Below are 22,764 nucleotides of genomic sequence, written 5' to 3'. Positions count from 1 at the left end.
TCCTAATGCTACTGTGTACGATGTAGAAGCATATTGAGTAACGCAACCGCATTATTGTGCTCAGTTTCTTTAGAAGCAAACAGTAGGGTTACTTTTTGTTGTTTTGCTTTTTCTTTAATTGAATCGAGTAAATCGTGCTTATCTTCTAATTCTTTTGCATATCGTTTTTGAAATTCTGCCCATTTTTGAGCATCGTGGTTAAACCATTTTCTTAACGAATCACTCGGTGCAATCTCTTTGAGCCATAAATCAACATCAGCATCGTCTTTTTTAACACCACGTGGCCATAATTTGTCTACGAGTATTCTGAATCCATCTGTTTTTTTAGGTTCCTCATAAATTCTTTTGATTTCAATGTCTGACATTTTAGAGCACTCCTTTCTCATAGATGTTCTTAATACACTCTTTCTGTAGGTACAAAAGGATCAACTGTTAAAGGCTTCATATTTACTGGACGATAATTTATCTTTCCGTCGGAATAACATAATACAGAAAGCGATTAGCCGATAATAATCCTGCAGGGCCGATATATTTTTCTGGATTCCACCAGGAGGTGGACAGTTACTGGTACAGCAAGCGCATAAAATGCACTCATAAAGTCCGTCTAATTTGGCGCGCTCCTCCTGTGTTTGAAGTCGCTCTTTCAAAAGAGGTTCAGAGTCATTTTGTAATAGGGTTTAATCCGCTCGTATTGTTTGAAAAATAACGTAAAATCTTCATAGAAATATTAATTGATAATTATAGCCCATTATATTAGAAATATAATAAATAAACTTGAACGTTCATCCTCTGTTTTTAGCTGACAAAGTATTCTATATTTCAAAGAGTTGTTTTACATGGGAACTAAAAGTTGCATTTATATTATTGGGATATTGCATTTAGAAGATTCATAAGGAGATAAATCATGCATCTTGACCCGCTCATCTTGTCGCGCTTGCAATTTGCATGGGTTATTGGCCTTCATATTCTATTGCCCGCGTTCACCGTAGGACTTGCTTCTTATATCGCCTTGCTTGAAGGAGTTCATTTTGTGACCAAGCGCGAAATTTATTTTCGCATTTCAACTTTTTGGACGAAAATTTTTGCAATCTCTTTTGGAATGGGGATTGTTTCGGGCATTGTCATGCCCTTTCAGTTTGGCACGAATTGGAGTCGTTATGCGGATTCCACAGCGAATGTCCTCTCACCGCTTTTCGCTTATGAAGGCCTCACTGCATTTTTTCTTGAAGCAGCATTCCTGGGAGTGCTTTTATTCGGACGTAAATTAGTTCCGCGATGGGCTCATTTTGGGGCGGCATTGATGGTGGCATCCGGCACGCTCATTTCTTCATTTTGGATTCTATCAGCCAATAGTTGGATGCAAACGCCAGCGGGATATAAGTTTGTGGAGGGACGTTTCTTTCCAGTAGATTGGTGGAGTATTATTTTCAACCCCTCATTCCCTTATCGTATCTTGCATAATGTCACTGGTTTTTATATCACTACTGCCTTGGTCGTCATTTCTGTGGCTGCTTATTTTATTCGTAAAAATAAATTTATATCAGAAAGCAGGGTAATGTTTTCAATGACTTTCTGGCTTTTAACTCTGCTGGTGCCCTTGCAAATCATATTGGGCGATTTACACGGGCTAAACACTCTTAAATATCAACCTGCAAAGCTTGCTGCAATTGAAGCACATTGGGAGCCAGAAAAACGAGCTCCGCTTATTTTGTTTGCTCTTCCGGATGAAAAAAACGAAATGAACCGCGCGGTGATTGAAATCCCCTTGTTGGGGAGTCTCATTCTGACCCATGAGCTTAATGGAGAGGTTCCCGGGTTAAAGCAGTGGCCTGCGAACGAACGCCCTCCAGTCGCAATCCCATTCTTTTCATTTCGTATTATGGTTGGTTTGGGTCTTATAATGCTTGCCTTAATTGCAATCAGTTTATGGTTACGGATACGTCATTGCCTGTATGACTCCACGTGGTTTTTGCGTATCTGTCAGTTTGCAGCACCTCTTGGTTTTTTCGCGGTCCTTGCAGGGTGGGCAACCACAGAGGTGGGCCGCCAACCTTGGACAGTTTATGGGCTATTGCGCACGGCTGATTCGGTTTCTCCTTCCCTTACCGGTATCGATGTTCTTCTTTCCCTGCTTGGGTACATGGTCGTTTACCTGATTATATTTCCTGTCGGTGCCTTTTTAATGGCACGAATTGTTCGCAAGGGATTTGATGAACCAGAAGGCATTGAATTACCTATAGAAGGTGGTCAACATGCAAATCCTTTTACTTTCACGGAGCACCAATGATGATAATTGATTTTGTTCCTTTATGGACTATCCTTCTTGCTGCCGCAGTTTTTTTCTATGTATTGCTTGATGGTTTTGATTTGGGTGTGGGTATGCTTTATGGTTTGGCGCCAAACACTGCAACACGTAATTTAATCATGAACTCCATAGCGCCCATTTGGGATGGCAATGAGACGTGGCTTGTGTTTGGTGGCCTTGGATTGCTTGCAGCGTTCCCACTTGCTTTCGCCATCATCATTCCTGCGGTTTATTTTCCAATTTTAATCATGCTGTTAGCTCTGGCTTTTCGTGGTGTTGCCTTTGAGTTCCGTTTCAGAGATGCAGCTCATGTGACCTTTTGGGATCATGCTTTTTGTTTTGGTTCTATTATTGCAACGTTTGCTCAAGGCATCGTACTTGGTGCGTTTATTCAAGGATTTAAAGTCGATGGACGCCATTTTGCAGGTGGCTCATTTGATTGCTTCACTTGGTTCTCCTTGTTTACAGGTTTTGCTTTAGTCTTTGGTTATGGCTTGTTAGGTGCAGGATGGTTGATTTTTAAAACGGAAGGTACTTTGCAACAGACCGCACGTCGCCAAGGACGTTGGTGTTTCATAGGAGTGCTTGCGGCAATTGTTATCGTGACCCTTTGGACGCCACTTATGGACACTGATATCGCACATCGTTGGTTTTCCTGGCCTAATATGGCCTATCTTTCCCCTATTCCTGTAATCACCATTCTACTTGCTGTTTTTGAATGGCGTATGTTACATCATTCTGAGATTGGTGCTTTTGTTGGCGCCGTAGGATTGTTCTTTATGTCTTATATTGGCATCGGTATAAGTTTGTTTCCCATGATCGTTCCACATCAATATACCTTGTGGCAAGCTGCCTCATCTCCGGAAACACAAACATTCTTAATCGTTGGAACCATGTTTTTGTTACCTGTGATTCTTATGTATACCGCTTGGTCATATTGGGTATTTCGTGGAAAAGTTCGAGCAGATGTAGGTTATCACTAAAAAAACCTTTTATACTAAGAAAATCTATGATACTTGGTAAATCGGATAATTTTCTTGGGAGTGTAAAATGTACTCCCCATGATGCGATGCAATTTGTCACCATCCCTAAAGGATTGGAGAGAGTAATTACACATGCTGTTCCATAAATCGATTTCATTTATTACCAAGTGTCCCATATGGGAATTTAAATTTTTATAAATCAACGTAACTATCTGATTATATTGATAGGCCGTATAGGGTTCGAACCTATGACCAAGAGATTAAGAGTCTCCTGCTCTACCAGCTGAGCTAACGGCCCATTTTAAATGGCTTGTAATAAAATCCATGACATGTTGATTACAGATAAAATAGTAGCTGAAAAAGATGAATTTTGCTACCTTCAAAGACGCTCGCGAAAATAGACGTCAATCCCACCATCCTTAAATGCTCCCCCTTTCGTTAAAAGGGGGATAAAGAAGTCGACTTTTAATCTTTCGATATGCTGGGATTTTTTATTTCAATTTTATCTTCTAACTCGGATTACCGGCAGGATAGAACTTTGATACACCATATTTTTCTCGATACACCAGAAACAGAAAACCGATCACTCCCATTGCCAGTGTAACTGGAATAACCCCTACTCCATAAACAAAGGCCTCTGTTTCACGAATACCGCCATTTACATTGATTATAAAACCAATAACAGAATGAAAAGCATAGCCAAAAATCATAATGATCATGTTGGCAATTGCAGTAGTCAGACCAGCGAGGTTCTCTGGTACAAAAGTAGATGCTTTATAAATCGCCAAAATCTGATAAGCACAACACATTCCAACCAATATAAAGGATATCGTGATACTGGATACCGTTAACATACCCATAATAAGTGCAGTAAAGACTACACACATGGCGATTCCCGCTGCAATAATTGTTCCCAGGTAATATCCTGTTTTTTCCGCGATTAAACTTAAAATCGGGGATCCAAAACACATTCCTATAAAAATCATTGAAGGTAAGTAGTTTGCTGTAGATGAATTAAAACCATATACCTGCCTTAAAAATCCAGATCCCCATACATCAGAAAAACCCTCCAGAGGACCTAGCATCAATCCAGCAAAACAACAAAGCAAAATTACTTTTCTGTTGCTAAAAACCGTTTTGATATTGGTAAGGACCGATGCGTGATAAGTAGGTTTCTCATCGGGCACGATAAAGTAAGTCAGGCAAGCGAGTATGAGTCCAATCGCAATAAATACTTCGATTACTACTTTATAACCCAATGTTTGACACATATAACTAACAGGCTCCCCGCCATAGACAGCACCAATCAGTCCTATCATTACTGAAAAACTAAGCATCCTAGAAAAATGCTGTTCTTTGAACGTCATACGTATTATTTTAAATGTACCCAAAATTGCCGCTGAAGACCCAATACCAATGAGCGCTCTTCCGATGAGAGGATAGACCCAGTGATCTGCAAAAATAAGGGGTAATAACCCAATAACAGGAAGCAAAATGCATAAAGTCATCACTTTCCTTGGACCAAAACGATCCAACATTATCCCGATTGGCAAATGCATCAAAGAGTAACCAAGATAATAAACGCCAGAAAATTGCCCAAATACTGTCGCATCAATGTGAAATTGCGATGTAATATCATTCATCATAATATTGGGCATTACTCTTAGAACATATTGGTATGCATAAAATATTGACGCAACAATCCATACAAACCAGGCAACAACTCGTGATGTAGACATAAAAATCCTCGAAAAAACAAGCGGCTAATACACGCACAATGATTAGATCCTGCGCATCAACCTATTTTAATTCATTTTTCTTGAAATTTTATTGCAAATATAGGAATTTATCGATTTAATTTAAATTAAAATTTCATTTTATTATGATTTATTAGAATAAAATGCTAAAATGTAAAATATTTATGTAATTTTTAAAATTATGGATCGTACAGATAAAAAAATTCTTGATATTCTGCAATCAAATTGCCAAATTAACAATCAAGAACTCGCAGATATGGTCGCCTTATCCCCTTCCCCTTGTCTTCGTCGTGTTAAGTTGTTAGAGGATAATGGCTATATAAAGAAAAAGGTAGCTCTCCTTGAACCTGAAAAAATAGGCTTAAAATTATCTGTGATTGTTTTAGTTGGATTAAACAGTCACCAACCCGCTGTCATGAATCAGTTTGAAGAAGCAGTTCGTTTTCTTCCTGAAGTAGTTCAGTGTTATTTAATTACAGGTCAATCTGCAGATTATGTATTAAAAGTAATTGTACCAGACCTCAATGCATATCAATCTTTTTTATTGGATAAACTAACGCGTATTAATGGAGTCACCAGCGTACAATCCAGTTTTATATTGAGGACTATTTGCGAGACAACCACCTTGCCATTAGATCATCTGGATTAAGCTCGATTAGTTATTCTCACTACTCCTAAAACCAATACTCATATTATTGATTTTCAATTAAATCCTATTGAATTTAACAAGCAAAAAAAGTAAGGTATCGTGTCAATTTAATAAGGAGTAAATTATGACAGTGAAGTTTCTACAGCTGGCTTTAGCAGGTTTCTGCATTGCAGGTGCAGCATCCGCAGCCCCCTCAGCCCCTCTTCCCAAATACATCGATAAAGATGGGCCTGTTTGTTCCAGTATGCTGTGTGCTTTTAAAAGCCCCGGGGGGCTCTATGTAAGTGGCACGGGTTATTATGTACAACCCAGTGAAACAGGCATTGGATTAGTCACTGACAGCTGGTTATTCATTGTTCCAGGTGGTACCCAAGCTGAAAGCAAACCCTTTGATCCCGATTATCAATGGGCTGGAAGTGTTGCCCTTGGTTATGATATACCCATGTCTGCAAATAATATTGAGGTCAACTACCTATATTTAAAAAACAGAACTCATGCTGTAAATAGTTTTGCTAATGGTGCCATTGTATTTGGAAGTATTTTATTCCCTGATGCCACGATTCCCGAAGCGTTTCTGCCAGGGTTAGTCAGTGATGCTTATTTAACTTACAGAGTAGATCAAGCAGATGTTCGAGTAGGAAGAAAATACAGTGATACTTCAGGTGTGTTTAAAATCCGCCCATCTCTTGGGGTGCGTTATGCGCAAATAACACATAACCTTTCTTTTGCAGCTCCCGGACTTGTTACAAGTAAATTCAGTGGTGCTGGCCCTTTAATCAGCCTCGATGGCCATTATGACTTAGTCTATGGTTTTGGTTTACTCGGTTATTTTGATTATGCACTTATGGCAGGTGCCATGCAGTCATACTCACAGGTTTTCCTAGGCTCCAACCTCAGTTTCAGCTGGCCTAAACGCAACCGTGTTGTCAATAGCGTCACTGGTAAGATCGGCCTCGACTATACTCATGCACTGACTAATACAGCAACATGGACTGCTGCGGTTGGATATGAAATTAATGAGTATCTGAGCGCAATGGATACTCTGAGAGGATTCACTGGGTTAGGTGGTTTAGGACCTCAGCGCATTGCTGGCAATGAAACCAATAACTTTTCATTCCAAGGATTGTTTGTAAGTCTTACTTTACATGCATAAAGAACATGATGAATAGTGTCTTTAAAAAGTAACCTTCTAAAACGTAGCCTGGGTACAACAGAGTGTAATCCAGGCTCAAAGTAGTTATCCTCTCTCGAGTTCCGCTACGCTGTGCTAATTCTCCTCTTAATCACTTGAAAATAAAATTTTTCTTAGAATTGCTTTCTTCATATACCCAAGGTATACAATTTAAGGTAATACTTACATACATGTCATTGAATAAAAGGACATAATAGATGACAAAGACAGTTGATTTTTTACTTATTGGTGGAGGGCTTTCCTGTGCATTTGCTGCCGACACTTTGAGAAAAGAAGGTGCTTATGGCAACATCACCATTCTATCGGAAGAAAGTTTTCTCCCCTACTTCCGTCCCCAGCTCCCTAGAGGGTTTTTACTTGGAACACGAACCAAGGACGAGCTGATTTTATTCAATGAAGACTACTATAAAAAAAATGATATTGAAGTACTACTCAATACAAAAGCACTATCTGTTGATCCAGAAAACAAGATTGTGAAAACAGATCACGCTGGGGATTTTAATTTTAAGCAACTACTTATCGCCACTGGTTGCAGCGCCCAAAGGATTAACTTACCCGGAAGTAAGTTAGACAAAATCTACTATCTTAAAACAATTCTCGATGCACAACCAATCCTTCATGAAATAGAAAACGCCAAAAAAGTCGTCATTTTGGGAGGAAGTTTTATTGGCATTGAGATCGCATCGTTACTCATGAAAAAAAATATAGAAGTTACCATCATTACAGAGGAATTTCATTTGTTCAATGTCAGCTCTTCTGCTGAAGTTGCCGCTTTTATAACCCATAACGGCGTTGAAGTTCTTCTTAATGAAACAGTAAAAAAAATTAATGGTAAAACTCATGTCCACTCGGTCGAAACCAACACAGGAAAAATTTTATCATGCGACTTTGTTATCATTACCGATAAATATGATCCTGATATTGATTTTCTGCAAGGCAGTGGAATAGAAGTCGATGATGGGATTATTGTGGATCAATACCTCCAAACAAATAAAAAAGATATCTACGCATCCGGTGATGTCGCTAATTTTTTTGATCCTGTATTTAGAAGATGCCATCGAAATGGAGGAGTGGATAATGCAATCAAACAAGGAAAAATTGCCGCATTAAATATGATGGGAATGAGAAAAAGCTACCACAGTGCATCCTATTTCAACCTCCATGCATTTGATACTTATATTGTCATTATTGGTGATACAACCGAGGCTACAGAACGAATTGTAAGAGGATCCGTTAGGGAAAAAAACTGTACCTTATTTTATTTAAAGGATGGATTGTTGCAAGGAGCCTTTTTTTCTGGACGCCCCATAGAAGAAATTAAAGCAGCAGAATCACTCATTATCAATCGCGTTAATATAGAGGAACATAAAAAAAATCTTTTTGATATTAACTTCTCCCTGGAAGAAATTGCCGTCGAGACGGTTCTAACCCTACAAGGTGGTGGTGCTCTTGGTGCTTTTGAATGCGGAGTTGTCAAGGCAATGGAAGAACATGGAATTTATCCAGATATTGTTTCTGGAATTTCTATAGGTGCATTTAACTCTGCAATTATTGCAGGGAATCCAAAACACGCCACAGAGGCTTTAGAAAGTTTTTGGAATGATCTAGCCCTGGATACATTGAATGTTTCTGACGAACAAACACGACGTCTTTTCTCTTCTTGGCAAGCTATGATTTGGGGCTCCCCTAACTTTTTTCATCCAAGATGGACCATGCCAATTTTCAGTCCAGAGCAAATGCCAACACATTGGACTAGCTTTTATGACACTTCATATGTTAAGGATCTTTTGCGCAAATACATCGATTTTGATACGTTGAAAGACAGTCCCGTGCGTCTGCTTGTCATGGCAGTTAATGTTGAAACATCTGAATTTGAAACTTTTGATAGTTACACCGATAACATCACCCCTGAGCATATTCTTGCAAGTGGCAGTTTGCCTCCAGGCTTCCCATGGACAACAATTAATAATAAACATTACTGGGACGGAGGAATCATAACCAACACCCCAATTGATTCAACACTGGATATTTGTGGTCGAGCAAACAAAAAAATCTATATCGTTGAGCTCTATTCAAGAAATCGGTCTCTGCCTCAAAATATGATAGAAGTTCTTTCAAGAAAAGATGAGATCTTATTCTCGGAAAAGATAAGAAAAGACATACACAATGCAGATCTCATCAATAATTACAAAAAACTGATCGAACAAATTTTGCGTTTTTGTGATCCTAAAGTGGCTGAAGAAATCAGACAATTACCTGCTTACATTCAAGCAATGGGCGATGCCAGCGTACAATCCATCACTCGGATTATCCGTGAAGTAGGAGAAAATGAACCCTATGCATGGGATTCTGATTTCTCAAGAGAAACTTTAGAACAGCTTAAGAAAAATGGTTATAAAATGGCCAAGAAAATCTTAGAGAAAGAATCCTTAAAAAAGCCCGTAAAATAAATCGGGCTTTTCAGTTTTCAATTTATTAGATGTACTCATTCTTAATGACATCAACTTTAGAAATCATAGCCCTGTAGCCTGGGTGCAGCGAAGCGGAACCCGGGTTTTATTGGAGCAGGTTTCCCCGGGTTTCGGCTTCGCCTTCACCCGGGCTACAAGAGGTTAGAATGCTTAAGTTAACACCATTATATGCACTCTTAGCCTATAATTTAATTGAAATTCATGTTATATCAATTACTAAGTCTTCTGTTTCTCAGTATGAAAAGGACCATCATGCTCTGGGCGCTGATTTCTCTATTTTTCTTCTGGTTAGTTTATCGAGAGCTCACAGGGAACTTACCTATATCCAAAGGATATCTCATTGTGGTGCTAAGCTTGGCTTTGTTATTTGCTTGGCCTCCATATCACCACTGGTACTTTGAACGTTTTTTAACATCAATCGCAGGTCAACTTGCTGAAAATCACCCTGCAAAAGTACATTGCAATACTTTATTTGACACACTGTTTGATGAAGAAGTTCGAGTTTATGGTCATGCAGACCCTAAAACGGGATATATTGTTATTCAATATCCGAGATGTTCCCTATTAATGGATTACTTACGCCATCCAGCACTCGCAAACATGCAAGAGCTGATTAGTTTGGATATCCTGACCCATGAAAGCATGCATGCCCGCGGTGAATACAACGAAGCGAAAACTGAATGTGAGGCAGTACAAAGAAACTACCGTACAGCAAAATTGCTTGGAGTCCCAGATAATATCGCGAAACAAAATGCTCTTGACTACTACAATGACTATTACAAGAAACGTAATGACGGCTATTTCTCAAAAGAATGTGCTCCAGGTAAAGCCATGGACGAACATTTAAGTGATTCAACTTGGGATGAATAGACCTCTTTCAAAACCCTACTGTGGAAGAGGTCTAATAAAAGAGATGATGGTTGACTAACCCCAATCATTTCAAGGAATATATCTAATGATATAAAATTAATGCAATGACAATGGCAAAAACATTTCTACTCCATGCGATGATCGATTCATGTTTAAGAAAATAATGGTGTTAATATTATTGGTAGTAGGATTGTTAAGCTGCAATCGGCATGTTGAACAGCAAATCTCTTTACCATCTCAATTTCCTTCCAGTACAAAGGATTATAAACGTGTCGATGATTTGCCTTATGTTGCTTGGTGGCAGCAATTCCATGATGTTGAATTAAATCAATTGATTGAAGCTGGCTTGAATAATAATATGGACATTCATATTGCCATAGGAAACTTACAACAAGCACAAGGTGAGTTGCAGCAAGTAAAACTCAGTTGGATCCCGCTAGTACAAATATTTGCAGGTTATTCTACAAATCCCGCACTGGGAGCACCCGGTGGATTTATTGGAGTATGGCCCTATTATTTTTTGAATATTATGAAACTTTATACGCAACAGAAACAGGCTACGTATAATGTTCAATATCGTCTTGCCGCAATTGAGGGAATGCGCCTTACATTAATTGGTCAAGTAGCATCAGCTTACTTCACATTAATCGCTCAATTAGAACAATTAAGATTATTACAGCAATTAGATAATGACTTAAAATCATTAATTAAATTGAGCAAAGGAGAAATCAAAATCGGCTTAGAAAACGACATTACTCTGGCCCAATTGCAATCCGATGAACAACTCATTGCAGCTCAAATTAAACCTATTTTGTATAATATTGTCTTCAGTGAAAATGCACTTCGTTATTTGATCAATGCAAATCCAGGAAAAGTTAAGAATAAAAATAATTTCGCCAAAATAGATTTTTCTCGCTTTAAACCCGGCAGTTTACCTGCTACGGTATTAAATAATCGTCCTGACTTAAAAATGGCGCGCTATGCATTAAAAGCTTCCCATGAAGGAATCAAAGTGGCCTATAGTGATTTCTTCCCTGGGTTGCAACTCGATGATTTTCTTGGTGAAGTTCATTTACCGCACAGTAGTTTTGCTCAAGCAGTTGATGCGTACGCTCTTTGGACCATTACGCCAAGTTCTCTAGGTAAAATTGCAGCAAGTAAAGGTGCCTATAATGCAAGAATCTCTGACTTCATTAAAACAGCGAAGCGAATTTTAAAAGAAGTGGATAGTGATTATGCCGCCAATAAACGTATGAATGAAAAATTTATGGCGTACTTACATGCCGAAAAAGAGTACCGTCATAAATATAAATTACAACAAGGGCTACTAAAAACTGGATTAATTTCTTACAAAGAATTATTACAAAGCAAAATCTATTTAGATAACTTGGCACTTTCAACGAATCAAGCTAAATTGGAACTTGCTTTGTCATTGGTTATTTTGTATCAAGACTTGGCTGGGGGGTATGCTTACAGTAAATAGAATGTAGCCTGGGTGCAGCGCAGCGAACCCGGGTTCCGCTGCGCTGCACCCAGGCTACATTTAATATAATTTTTAATGAGAAACTTGCATTTTATGATAAAATTTACTCGAATTCGTGTACGCATTAAAAAAGGTTTTACTCGATTTAAACATCGGGTCACAATAGCCAATGTCATCATTTTTATTGGTCTCTTAACGACAATTATCTATCTTTTTTCTTTTTTATTCCCTTTCACTGATAATGCATTTGTCGTCAATAATGTACGCCCTGTTGCCGCTCTTGCTAACGGCTATATTACAGGTCTTTATGTAAACAATGGGGATGTTGTCAAAAAAGGCCAAAAGCTTTTCACTGTCTTTAAAAAACCCTACATCTATGCTCTGGAACAACTCAGTGCAGATTTAGCTGGTGCTGAGGCAAAACTGGCTGCTTTAGAGGCGACCTATGAACGCAATCGCAAACTCAGTGAAAACGAACAAAAAAATTACATTAAACTCAAATTGGATAATCAAAAATTTCATAAAGGTTATTTATTAAAATCGGTCTCGCTGATTACCTTACAAAATTCTCAGCAAGAAACAAAAGCAGCTCAATACAGATGGGAGGCCGCTTTAAAACAATTGGAAATTGATCAACATCAAATCAAAGCACAAGAAAATGAAATTAAATCCCTTCATGCACGTTTGAATAATGCTAAAGTCAATTTGGAACAAACAGACGTTTATGCACAAAGTAATGGGATTATTCAAAATTTGTTTTTTAGTATTGGTACACCAGTAAATATTAATCAACCTCTTTTTTCTTTAGTTGATACGGATAATATTTACATTCAAGCAAACTTTAATGAAACCGATTTAGGCCAAGTGCGTAAAGGTTCAAAAGTATTAATATTCCCTAGAATGTATCTAGGAAGAAAAATGTTCCATGGTGTTATTGATTCAGATTATTGGTCGGCCAATCGGCAATTAGTGGATAACCGCACCCAGTTACAAAATGTCATCAATGAAAATCAATGGATCTTATTACCCCAAAGACTCCCGGTGATTATCCGAATCACTGATCCTGATCCCAATTACCCACTACGTCTTGGAACAAGTGCTTATGTCTATATCAAAGTTTAAGCAATGGCTTGATGAGGTCGATCCGTATGCATTACAAAGAATTACTCTTTATAAGTGCCTTGTTGTTGCGACTGTAGAAGTATATGTTTATTGGTTATTTCAACCCGTAAGTTTTCTGACTTTTTTCGCACCTTTTCTTTTGTTATCCCTTTATGAAGCACCTGTGCTTTCCACTTTTAAAGAAAAAGAATGGTTAGTGTTTTTTATCGGCATTGCAGTGACGCTCATTAGCGTGTCTTATTATCTTGTTTATCCATTTTATGGTGTCTTTTTCTTTTTTTCAGTATTTGTTTTCGCTATAACCTATTTTTGCGTATTAAAATATTTCTACGCATTAAAAAGCTTAACTATGTTGCTTATCGCTACTGGAGCAGTTGTTCTAGGCACTGATCCACCTGCCAATCTTGAAGTTGCGTATGGTTTTATTTCATCCACTGCATTATCGATAACTTTTGCCATCATTTGCTTGAGATTTTTTCCCAATATGTACTTGATCGTCTGGAACAGAGCGCTGCAAAAGTTCATTGAATGCCTTGAGCAAGATATTGATTCCTCCATCAATCAAGATCAGAAGCGTCCTATAGAAGGAGAAATTCTCCATTTTGGAATGGTCCGAAATTATCGGCGACTGATTCCTAAGAAGTACATCATGCAAACTTATCGTGTTTCGGTCAACATACGAAATATTCTACATGCTTTGGACAATTTATATTATGAGAAAAAGAATGAAGTATTTTGGTATGGCGTCAAAGATAATCTCCATTGGCTGAGGCTCAACATGAAAACTTATACTCCCTGTGGAACGCCGGCCATGCCTGTAGAACCCGAAACTCAATTGCAGTTTTATATCGCCCATTGTTTACAACAAGCCTTTATCCGTTGGAATAAATTATGCTCACTGCGGAAAAACTAAAAAAGAAGCTGGATTATGCACGCTTTACCCAATTGACAATTATGTTTATGGTTGCCATGTGGATTTATTTATTTACGACTATTCCCCATAAGTGGTGGGTTTTGCTCACGGTAATTATGGTCAGCGCAGGAATTGAGCCTGGACTAATTATTAGAAGAGCAATTCATCGTATTGGTGGCACTTTTGCCGCTTTATTAGTTTTAATTCCCCTCATTTATCTCATGCAATTAAATTATCGATTTGTCTCCGTTGTATTTATCATCGCGATTATTGGATTCGCGGTATCCACACTCAATACCAAACGATATGATATCAGTGTTTTTTTTATTACCATTATCGTTTTTTTGCTCTTAGCACAAACAACAGATGCAAACTCCCCTGAAGGACCATTTGAAATGGTACTGAATCGTGGTATCTGTACTTTGATTGGTGTCTTTATTGTTTTGGTGGGGGATTATTTTTTATTTCAAGCCTATCGTTATTCACAAAAGCTTTATTTATTTCACCAGATGACAGTGTACAATTTTTTTAACGATACTATGCGGCAAATAGTCAAATGTCGTGCTGAAAAAGTTAATAGCTTTATCTTTGTTGAAAAATTGCGAGGTCAAGTCATTAAACATTGTGCGCCTATCGCCATTAGTTCTGAAAATTTGAAGCTTGAAGTTAAAATTAGTCCTGAAGCCAAAAAACGAGTTGATATTTTTCAAGAAACAGTCTGGGAAATCCGCAGACTTCTATTTGCGTTATGTGTTTCTGAGTTTGTTTTACATTCCACAACAGCAACTGAAAAGCATTTACAACAATTTAAAATGTTGATGAAGAAAGCAAGGGACAATTTTATTTATACTGAGGATATCTTGAAATAGGCTTGAGCTTAACAGTTTGAGGTAGCCTCCGTTTTTTATTTCCCCTCGCGCCTAAGGGGAGAGGGAATCAAAAGTGAGGCTCCCTCATATCCTGTTATAAAGCTTACAACCCCCTTGGTTGCGTTGTATTAGTTTCCTCGAGTACCTCTTTTTTCTTTTCGTCCATAATACTATTTAAAATTCTTAATTCAGAAATAGCGCCTGTTTTCGCTTTTCCTAAATTATCAATAACATCGTTTAAACGTTCAATTTGGTTATTTGCTTTTGAAATTTCAGTATTTATGGTAAGTAACTCCGAATCAAACAGTTCCATCGGAGAAGAGCCTACCGCTTGCATTCCAAGATATCGACTGGTTCTACTTGAATCAGCAAGTACGCTCCTTCGAGTACTTTGATATACTGCTTCGCGGATTTCTACTGCATCATAAGTTTGTTGATGATCATGTTTTCTTTGGTTAAGCTGGGCTAAACGAGCATTTGCATCTGCTAAATCGTTAGTGCAGCGATCGATTCTATCGTCCAACTGTTCAAAATGCGGCCCATAAGAACGGTTAATTTCGATTAATTGAGGTAAGCTCAATTGGTTAAAATATCGACGAAGTTCGGAAACAGGTACATATGGAAATTTCATGATTTTTCCCTAAATTGCAAAAAAATCAAATAATATACTTTTTTTACCCAAATAAAAAGCAATTCTGCCATTTTGATTATTTATGGATCTTTATCTTCATCACGAATTGATATGGCTTAAGACGAAACAAGATGTTGTTTTTTAAAAGAGAAGCAATGAGTTTATGGTATTTCGCCTAAAGAATTAGAGTTATTGGCGCTAAGAGTATGAATTAGATTAATTTTTATGAGCTCAGCTAAAGTTTTAGCCTCCATTTTCCGCATCACGTTTGCACGATGCACTTCTACGGTGGATATAGATATATCAAGCTCATGAGCAATTTGCTTGTTTAATTTTCCTTCAATAACTAAATCCATTACTTGACGCTCTCGTTTGGTTAAACGCTCGAGACGCTCAAAAAAATCAGATTGAGGATGTGGAACGGTATAATTGAACGTTTGTTTAAGACATTTTTGCGTAATTTCGAGTAAATGTTGGTGATTTACAGGTTTAAGAATAAAATCGCTTGCTCCAGCCTTCATAGCGCGTACAGCCATTGAAATATCGCCATAGCCGGTGATCATAATCACTGAAAGCTGAGTTCTTGACTTATTAAGATGTTGCTCCAGCAACTCCAGGCCACTCATAATCGGCATGCGCACATCAATAATCAAACAGCCTTTTTGCTTAAAATTATAGCTTTCAAGAAAATCTTTGGCATTTGCATAGGTGTATACTGGGATGTTTACTGATTCAAATAACCAACGAAGTGCTTGGCAAATTTCAGGATCGTCATCTACGATAAAAACAGCTGCGTCGGTGAAATCCATATCCATTTCCTTAGTGAGGGAGTACTAGGTTGAAAGCAAGTAATTCATACAGCTGGATATTGCTATCCCCAAACTGGACCCAACAACAATTGGTTCGTTTTCTTGATAACTCCGGTTCCTTCATCACAAAAATCACTCTTATTATAATTTTAGCAGCTTTTCCATCTATTGTGACGCACTGAGTATTTCGAGTTTATTAGGGTTTACCGCAGTTATGTAAACCTCATAAGTCATATTACGATAGTGTTTTGCATAATATCAAAACAATTTAATCTAGCATACAGAAAAAACAACATCCTATATTTAGCGGAGATTTATTCATGGAGAGAAAAATAGCTGTTGTTACAGGAGGCACTGGAGGAATAGGTACTGCAATCTGCAGACGTCTCGCGGCGAATTATAATGTGGTTGCATGTTACTTTAAAAATGGTAAGCATGATGAAGTTTTGCAATGGCAAACTCTACAAAAAAAAGCGGGTTTTAATATTGAAATTCTCTTTGCAAATCTGGTCAATTTTTCTGATTGTGAAGCAATCACTAATTCAATTATGGAGCGCTTTGGCCGTATTGATGTATTGGTAAATAACGCCGGAGCCACGTGCGATGTCAGTTTAAAGAAAATGGAACCGCATCATTGGCAACACGTAATTGATGCGAATTTAACAAGTACTTTTAATATCACGCGTAATGTACTTCCATTCATGATTGAAAAAAATTTCGGGCGTATTGTTAGTATTTCATCCATTAATGGTCGGAAAGGACAATTGGGTCAATGCAATTATGCTGCGACAAAATCTGCTTTATTTGGTTTTACCAAGAGTTTGGCTCTGGAAGTTGCAAATAAAGGGATCACTGTGAATACTATTTCTCCTGGTTATATCGAAACTTCCATGCTGGCTGCTATGAAAAAAGAAGTTGTCGATAAGATTGTCAAAAGCATTCCTGTAGGCCGACTTGGAAAACCAGAGGAGATTGCCAATGCAGTATCTTTTTTAGTGAGTGAAGATGCAGGATTTATCACGGGTTCTAACCTAGATATCAATGGTGGCCAGTACATGTAGCGTGGCGCTTATTCATCTTTTCTTCCCACTACAATCCTCAAAAAATTCGCCCATCTGGCGCTTGGGCTGCTTCGCACACTCTTTAGAAGTATTATTTCTGGCGATCGATTTTATTCCCTATCAGTTGACATTGCTAAGCTAAAATAGTGCCTTTTTCATTCTTTGTGTAATAAGATGAAAATAAGGAAACATTTTTTATTCAATATGAAATAAATAATCAACAACAATAGGGTCTTCGCAGGAGATAAATCATGCCAAAGCTTCATGATGATATTGAACTCGTGGAAATAAAAAAAGATAAGCTGCCTAATAAAATTGCTTCCTCATTATCAAAAGGAATCACTGAAAAAAGAATATTAAGTGATCAATTTGGTGCCTATTATCTAATTAAAAAGCCTGATGTTTTAACAAAGGAAGATGTATTTAAAGGATATCTTTCTCATGAGGAACTGCAAAAACCCTCCTTTGACACCATGGAGCATATTTTTTCAATAAAACTTGAAAGTGCCTATCTCGAAATTTTAATTCCTCGTCTGGCTAAAAAAATGTTTGAGGGAATTTTAGTTGTCCCAGAAAATTACCTACATGTCGATAAAGATAAATCAATTGCTGTCATCTCAAAATTCATCAATAGTTTCTCCGAATTTTTATCGCAAAAAGAAGTGGTCAAAACAGAACCGTTATTCGAGCGTAAGCAATTACCCAAACGTGATGATTTATCGCTTACTTCCGAAGAAGCACGATTTCTTGGTCAGTTGTATGCAGTTGCCCTAGTTTTTAATTTATGGGATTTGTTAAATTCCAAATTAATGAATTCAGGTTATTGTATGGATAAAAATAATGTAAAACGAGCTGCAATTGTTGATTTTGGTTGTGGTGGTACTCTAAGTTATAAAGGACGACATGCCGATACACTGGCCTTCGATGACCCCAATTTTTCTCCGACTAAAAAAGTAAGTTATTCATTTTTTGGACAAAATTATAGAGATCATTATCGTCATGGTTACGCACTCCCCTTTGATAAATTGGTTGCACCTCTTCTACCTCATACAATAATTGCTGATTTATTTGATATGTCTAAAGAAGATACCATTAGTCACTCCATGCTCGAAGGTTTTTGTGAAGCAATTACTACAGCTGAGAAAAATATGGCTCAAGATCCTCATTTACTCGAAGACACCTTATTACAATCATTCAACGCAATTACTTTAGACTCCGTCATACAAGCGGATCAATTGAAGTCCCATTTAAATGCTGAGTTTTATGGAAAACCAGAAAAAAATTCACATTCCTTAGTAACTATTCTTCAGCAACGTCTGAACAGCGTCAAAATGCTTCTTTTACAATTTAAAGTGGGAATAGCAGCAACTGAGATTCAACAGGAGGTCAGAGACTACTATTATCATTCTCAAAATTGGGTGAAATCTTAAAGGAATGCACATTGATTAGGAATCAACTCAAACTCAATTGGAATTTGCTATTTTAGAGTTTTGTGTATATTACTTTAATATTGTGATGCACCATCCCAGTGCATCGTTTCAAAAATAGGTGAGGCACGTATATGCTTTTTAACCCTCTTGATAATCGTTATCTTTACAATATCTATGATTTTAATATGCGTTTGCTCCAACCTTACTCAGATTATTTCGACAATCTGGCAAAACGTCTACGTAGAATTTCTGACAATATTGATTTGCCCGTTAAAGTTCCTTACATGTCAGATGAAGGGCAAGATGTGCTGAGGAACATGTTAGAGGCATCTTCAGGTCATTTTCGCAGGATGTCAGGTTATTCTTATATATTTCATATAATTACCAGCGTTTATGACAAACCCAAATTTGATATTAATGAAGTGAAAATCCAAGATGAATATTACGATGTTCAAGAAGAACTTATAAACAAAAAAAGTTTTTGCAACCTAATTCGTTTTAAAAAAGTAAACGCCGAACATTTAAATTTGCCCAAATTACTCGTCGTTGCACCAATGTCCGGACACTATGCAACCTTATTACGAGATACAGTTAAAAATTTACTCCCTTTGTATGATGTTTATATTACCGACTGGAAAAATGCCCGTGATGTACCCTTAATTGAAGGCTCATTTGATTTAGATGATTTCATTGATTACATCATTTCTTATTTAAATTTGCTTGCTCCTAACTTAAATGTGATGGCGGTTTGTCAGCCGACTGTGCCTGTTTTAGCTGCCGTTGCCCTCATGTCCACCAATAATTCACCCAATGTTCCTCGTACGGCGATATTACTTGGAGGGCCAATTGATACGAGTCAATCACCTACCTCGGTAAACGTATTAGCCTCTTCCAGGGGAGATGATTGGTTTCAACAAAATGTCATCTCGATTGTCCCCTCTCGTTTTCCAGGTGCCATGCGGCTTGTGTACCCTGGATTTATGCAACTTGCAGGTTTTATGAGTATGAATTTTCAACGTCATGCCGAGTCACTGCAAAAAGCGGTAGATCGATACGCAGACAACCAAAAAGAAGCTGCTTTTAAAATAATCAAGTTCTACCTTGAATATTTTTCGACCATGGATCTGACTGCAGAATTTTACATGCAAACAATAAATACAGTATTTCAGGAAAAACTGTTAACAACGGGTCGCTACAAATCACGCGGTCATAATGTGCGCTTACAAGATATAAAGCACACCTCTATTTTGGCAATTGAAGGGGAAAAGGATGACATTACTGGAGTAGGACAAACAAAATCCGTGCTCGGTTTATGCAAAAATTTGCCTGACACCATGAAAAAATATTTCCTTGCAGAAGGAGTAGGCCATTACGGATTGTTCAATGGCAAGAAATTCCGCAACATTATTATTCCAGAAATTTATTCCTTTACAGAAACAGACACTAATTCTTAAAATAAGCCGCTGAATTTCTTTTAAAATTAAACCTATTTGGCTACATCAACATTAAAAATAAGCTATATTAAAGTGAGACACATCAAAAGGAACTGATATGGCTACTACACATAATGTTGTTCATCATCCTGAAGCAGAACCCATAAAACCTCGTCGTGGATTGCTCTTTGGTTTTGGGGTGCTCCTGTTACTCTTAGGATTTATTGGTTTAGGTATGGAAATCGCATTAACCATAGTGAGCATGTATTTTTTTGCAGCGCTACTTATGCTTTCTGGACTATCACACATTGCTGATGCATTTAGATATAAAAAAAAGAGGGGTACCATTTGGGAACTATGCGTTGCCATATTGTACCTCATTGGAGCCGGGATTATCTTATATGATCCTTTGTTAGCCTCTACAATTATTACTGCCTTACTGGCTTGGACACTTATTGTTATTGGTGTTACTCGTATAACCATGTCTATTTCATTACGCGATACCGAAGGCTGGGGTTGGATCTTCTTTGCAGGAGTGATTTCCTTAATTCTTGGTATCCTAATTTTATTGCATTGGCCAATGAGTGGATTATGGATAATTGGAACGTTTATTGCAATTGATATGATAGTCAGTGGTTGGACCTATATTCTCATTGCAATTTCTCTTCGTGCCTCCAAAAGATAAGTTATTGTCAGCATAGCAGGTCGGGCCTCGGCCCGACAATTCCCTAATTAAATAAAGAATGAACAATTAGACCAAATTTTCCTAAAACTTTTAATAAGTGCAACTCTCGTTTTGAACTATCTCATTTAGTTCAGAGCTATTTTTGTAAAAAAAATCTAGAATTATAGAAAATAGGAGAGTGATATGGACAAAATGCTCGACAAAGAAGGTTTTATTCTTTCGATCCGTTCCCGGTTGATTATTGGTTTTATGACACTTTGTTTGCCTTTATTGATATTAGCCATTCTACTGCTACCAAAAATAGATAGTGTCATCCAATTAAGCCAAGTAATTGCTCGTGAAAGTTTACCGCAAGTTCTTGATGCGGAAATTTATGAAACTCAAGATATTATTGAGCATTGGGCCATGACCGGTGACCCCAAGGATAAAGAATATTTTGCACGCATATGGAATGAAATTAATGAAAACCGCAATCAATGGGATCAAAGAATGCACTCCATCGGGCTGAATAATACAGAAATACAACAGGAATGGGACAAGCTTCAAGAATTGTATGGGCCTCTTTATGAAGCTCAAGCAGCAATAATCAATGCACATAGAGATCCTAATAACCAAAATAATGTAGAGGATAGTAGAAATAAGACACGAGATCTTATAAACAAAATGATTAATCTTGTTGATGGCCAATACTCTTCTGAAGCAGGAAAAAGAATAGGAGGGCTTTTTAATGATGTTTCAGCCGAAATTTCCAAAAATTCAGTAAAAATAAATACCAGCTTAAACTCTTTAAGAGAATTAGGTTATTGGTTACTTGGTTTAACCATCGCTTTAACTATTATTGTGCCTTATGTGACCCAGAGATCGATATTACACGCTGTAGATTATGCCATTAATATTGCGAAAAGAATTGCAGATGGTGAGCGTAATGTACCCATTCGTCTTCGCTCAACAGGTAGACTTGGAACACTGTTTATAGCGCTTAAGGCCATGCAAGAAGCGATCGGAGCAAATGACGAGGCTCTTCGTAAAAAAGAAGAGGAGTCTCGAGCATTATATGAACAATTAGTCAACTCATCAAAAAAATTTAGCGAATACAGCAGCAAAGTTGCTGCTGGAGATCTTCGCGAACGTCTTGAACTCGATGAAGAGGACATATTACAAGATTTGGGCCAGGATTTAAACTCAATGACGGATGGCTTGGCATCAATCACTAACAATATTACCAAGGTCAGTAATAACATAGTCACTATGGTTAGCACGGTAATCACTTCTGCAGATGAACAAGCAGAAAGTATTACCTCGCAAGCATCGGCTATTAATGAAATCAGCGCTTCACTGGAAGAAATAGATAAGAGTTCAAAACAAACCATGGAAAAAGCACAAACTCTGCGGGAAGTTGCTAAAAATACTTATGAGCAAGGGAAATTAGGTACACAATCCGTAGAACAAAGTATCCATGGTATTAAAGCTTCAGAAGAAAAAATGAAGCTTATTGCACAAACCATACTTGATTTAAATAATCGCACCCAACAAATCGGTGACATCACCTCAGTGGTAAATACTTTGGCGCAACAATCAAAGATGTTGGCATTGAATGCAGCAATTGAAGCATCAAAAGCTGGAGAATCTGGAAAAGGTTTTGCGGCAGTCGCTAAAGAGGTAAGAAACCTTGCCGAACAATCAGAGCAATCCACAGTACAAGTGCAAAAAATTCTTGAGGACATTCGACGCGCTACTGAAAAAGCAGTTGTTGTTACCGAGGAAGGTACTAAGACTCTGGATTCAGGTGCAAAATTGATTGAGAAAGCCGGTGAAGTCATTCAAACTCTGAGTAAAATGATAAATGATGCTTCGATTGCAAGCCAACATATAGAGGTGGCCATTCGTCAAGAAGCCGTTGGAATTGAGCAAATTGTCGACAGTATGAATGAAATTAATCGCACGACCTCCACTTTTTCAAGTAGTATCAAGGAAATGATGACCTTTATTCATCATTTGGATGAGATTGCCAAGCAGCTCAAGGACGATGTGAATGTATATAAAGTTTAGGTTGGGTCAAAAATAACCCAACCAAGTTCACTGATTTTTACGTTGCTTCAAT

The 22,764-nt window shown here is 37.7% G+C and carries 19 protein-coding genes, 1 tRNA gene and 1 pseudogene; 15 read left to right on the top strand and 6 right to left on the bottom strand.

All coding sequences use genetic code 11. The annotated features are described in order from the left end of the window. Positions 1 to 8: 8 nt before the first annotated feature. Both Lstg_RS02910 and sdhB read right to left on the bottom strand, forming a co-directional pair. On the bottom strand, positions 9 to 365 hold the full coding sequence (locus Lstg_RS02910) for a DUF488 domain-containing protein (protein ID WP_058476168.1): 357 nt from the start codon (positions 363 to 365) through the stop codon (positions 9 to 11). Positions 366 to 489: 124 nt separating this feature from the next. Beyond that, positions 490 to 715, bottom strand: a pseudogene (sdhB, locus tag Lstg_RS17480) (succinate dehydrogenase iron-sulfur subunit); the annotation flags it as partial. A gap of 189 nt (positions 716 to 904) precedes the next feature. Between sdhB and Lstg_RS02905 the strand changes: the two are divergent. Both Lstg_RS02905 and cydB read left to right on the top strand, forming a co-directional pair. Further along, the gene (locus tag Lstg_RS02905; protein ID WP_058476167.1) at positions 905 to 2,287 is read left to right on the top strand and encodes a cytochrome ubiquinol oxidase subunit I; all 1,383 of its coding nucleotides are present in this window, start codon (positions 905 to 907) and stop codon (positions 2,285 to 2,287) included. Continuing rightward, positions 2,284 to 3,288, top strand: a complete 1,005-nt coding sequence (cydB, locus tag Lstg_RS02900; RefSeq protein ID WP_082650786.1) for a cytochrome d ubiquinol oxidase subunit II — start codon at positions 2,284 to 2,286, stop codon at positions 3,286 to 3,288. Before Lstg_RS02905 ends, cydB begins: the two co-directional genes overlap by 4 nt. A gap of 225 nt (positions 3,289 to 3,513) precedes the next feature. Here cydB and Lstg_RS02895 read toward each other — a convergent pair. Continuing rightward, positions 3,514 to 3,586, bottom strand: a tRNA-Lys gene (locus tag Lstg_RS02895). A gap of 211 nt (positions 3,587 to 3,797) precedes the next feature. Then, positions 3,798 to 5,027, bottom strand: a complete 1,230-nt coding sequence (locus Lstg_RS02890; protein ID WP_058476166.1) for an MFS transporter — start codon at positions 5,025 to 5,027, stop codon at positions 3,798 to 3,800. Between the two features lie 199 nt (positions 5,028 to 5,226). Between Lstg_RS02890 and Lstg_RS02885 the strand changes: the two genes are divergently transcribed. The 8 genes from Lstg_RS02885 (at position 5,227) to Lstg_RS02850 (ending at position 14,614) form a co-directional block, all read left to right on the top strand. Next, on the top strand, positions 5,227 to 5,694 hold the full coding sequence (locus Lstg_RS02885; protein WP_058476165.1) for an Lrp/AsnC family transcriptional regulator: 468 nt from the start codon (positions 5,227 to 5,229) through the stop codon (positions 5,692 to 5,694). 124 nt (positions 5,695 to 5,818) lie between these two features. Next, positions 5,819 to 6,847, top strand: coding sequence for an Lpg1974 family pore-forming outer membrane protein (locus Lstg_RS02880; protein WP_058476164.1), 1,029 nt, complete (start codon positions 5,819 to 5,821; stop codon positions 6,845 to 6,847). Positions 6,848 to 7,083: 236 nt separating this feature from the next. After that, positions 7,084 to 9,336, top strand: coding sequence for an FAD-dependent oxidoreductase (locus Lstg_RS02875; RefSeq protein WP_058476163.1), 2,253 nt, complete (start codon positions 7,084 to 7,086; stop codon positions 9,334 to 9,336). Between the two features lie 273 nt (positions 9,337 to 9,609). Further along, positions 9,610 to 10,227 carry a hypothetical protein gene (locus Lstg_RS02870; protein WP_058476162.1) on the top strand — a complete coding sequence of 206 codons (618 nt, stop codon included), beginning with the start codon at positions 9,610 to 9,612 and terminating at the stop codon, positions 10,225 to 10,227. Between the two features lie 148 nt (positions 10,228 to 10,375). Then, positions 10,376 to 11,710 carry a TolC family protein gene (locus Lstg_RS02865; RefSeq protein ID WP_058476161.1) on the top strand — a complete coding sequence of 445 codons (1,335 nt, stop codon included), beginning with the start codon at positions 10,376 to 10,378 and terminating at the stop codon, positions 11,708 to 11,710. A 93-nt stretch (positions 11,711 to 11,803) separates the two neighbouring features. Then, positions 11,804 to 12,832, top strand: a complete 1,029-nt coding sequence (locus Lstg_RS02860) for an HlyD family secretion protein (RefSeq protein WP_058476160.1) — start codon at positions 11,804 to 11,806, stop codon at positions 12,830 to 12,832. Then, complete coding sequence (locus Lstg_RS02855) at positions 12,813 to 13,745, top strand: hypothetical protein (RefSeq protein WP_058476159.1); 933 nt, start codon at positions 12,813 to 12,815, stop codon at positions 13,743 to 13,745. The genes Lstg_RS02860 and Lstg_RS02855 overlap by 20 nt, the downstream gene beginning before the upstream one ends. Then, positions 13,724 to 14,614 (top strand): FUSC family protein, encoded by an 891-nt coding sequence (locus Lstg_RS02850; protein ID WP_058476158.1) that lies wholly within the window; start codon positions 13,724 to 13,726, stop codon positions 14,612 to 14,614. The genes Lstg_RS02855 and Lstg_RS02850 overlap by 22 nt, the downstream gene beginning before the upstream one ends. Positions 14,615 to 14,717: 103 nt before the next feature. On the opposite strand, the gene Lstg_RS02845 is transcribed toward Lstg_RS02850, so the two are convergent. Further along, positions 14,718 to 15,245: a hypothetical protein gene (locus Lstg_RS02845; RefSeq protein ID WP_058476157.1), complete on the bottom strand. Its 528-nt coding sequence runs from the start codon at positions 15,243 to 15,245 to the stop codon at positions 14,718 to 14,720. A gap of 161 nt (positions 15,246 to 15,406) precedes the next feature. After that, entirely contained in the window at positions 15,407 to 16,054 is a 648-nt protein-coding gene (locus tag Lstg_RS02840; RefSeq protein ID WP_058476156.1) for a response regulator transcription factor, read from the bottom strand. Positions 16,055 to 16,374: 320 nt separating this feature from the next. Between Lstg_RS02840 and phbB the strand changes: the two genes are divergently transcribed. The 5 genes from phbB (at position 16,375) to Lstg_RS02815 (ending at position 22,712) form a co-directional block, all read left to right on the top strand. Continuing rightward, positions 16,375 to 17,115: an acetoacetyl-CoA reductase gene (gene phbB / locus Lstg_RS02835; RefSeq protein WP_058476155.1), complete on the top strand. Its 741-nt coding sequence runs from the start codon at positions 16,375 to 16,377 to the stop codon at positions 17,113 to 17,115. Positions 17,116 to 17,366: 251 nt separating this feature from the next. Continuing rightward, positions 17,367 to 18,545, top strand: coding sequence for a hypothetical protein (locus tag Lstg_RS02830; protein ID WP_058476154.1), 1,179 nt, complete (start codon positions 17,367 to 17,369; stop codon positions 18,543 to 18,545). Between the two features lie 131 nt (positions 18,546 to 18,676). Next, on the top strand, positions 18,677 to 19,999 hold the full coding sequence (phaZ, locus tag Lstg_RS02825; protein ID WP_058476153.1) for a polyhydroxyalkanoate depolymerase: 1,323 nt from the start codon (positions 18,677 to 18,679) through the stop codon (positions 19,997 to 19,999). A gap of 97 nt (positions 20,000 to 20,096) precedes the next feature. Continuing rightward, on the top strand, positions 20,097 to 20,663 hold the full coding sequence (locus Lstg_RS02820; protein ID WP_058476152.1) for an HdeD family acid-resistance protein: 567 nt from the start codon (positions 20,097 to 20,099) through the stop codon (positions 20,661 to 20,663). A 183-nt stretch (positions 20,664 to 20,846) separates the two neighbouring features. Beyond that, positions 20,847 to 22,712 (top strand): methyl-accepting chemotaxis protein, encoded by a 1,866-nt coding sequence (locus tag Lstg_RS02815; protein ID WP_058476151.1) that lies wholly within the window; start codon positions 20,847 to 20,849, stop codon positions 22,710 to 22,712. The last annotated feature ends 52 nt before the right edge of the window (positions 22,713 to 22,764 follow it).

It is taken from the genome of Legionella steigerwaltii, from assembly GCF_001468065.1.
GTDB classification, from domain to species: Bacteria; Pseudomonadota; Gammaproteobacteria; order Legionellales; family Legionellaceae; genus Legionella; species Legionella steigerwaltii.
This window is presented reverse-complemented; position numbering and strand designations above follow the sequence as displayed.